Source organism: Bacillus sp. FG16, from assembly GCF_057809515.1.
Genome location: NZ_JBMDKC010000371.1, coordinates 1 through 378 on the forward strand (window position 1 = coordinate 1; position 378 = coordinate 378).

The 378-nt window shown below is 40.5% G+C and carries 1 protein-coding gene; it reads left to right on the forward strand.

Annotated features, from left to right (window positions below):
• The coding region (locus ACODS7_RS32795; protein ID WP_488828745.1) for a DEAD/DEAH box helicase family protein at nt 1-378 on the forward strand (378 nt) is incomplete at both ends.

Consider the following 378-nt stretch of genomic DNA (forward strand, 5'->3'; position numbering starts at 1 on the left):
TTCATATTGATTTTCCTCCACCTTACACAACAGAAAGATATAACGCAGCTGTAGGTACCATGAAACAAGCGGGAGTGGAAGTCATTATCATTGATTCTCTTTCGCACAATTGGCAAGGGGAAGGAGGTATCGTAGAAACGCATGGAAACATGTCGGGTAACTCATTTCAAAACTGGGGCAAACTCGCTTCTGAAACCACAAGTCTCATTAAAACTCTTACGCAGAACGACGTTCATATTTTAGCTACCCTTCGCACAAAAACAGAATATGTCGTGGAATCTGATTCCAATGGAAAAATGGCACCGCGTAAGGTGGGTACCAAACCGGTTCAAAAAGATGAATTGGAATATGAGTTTATGTTGAATTTTGTTATCGATA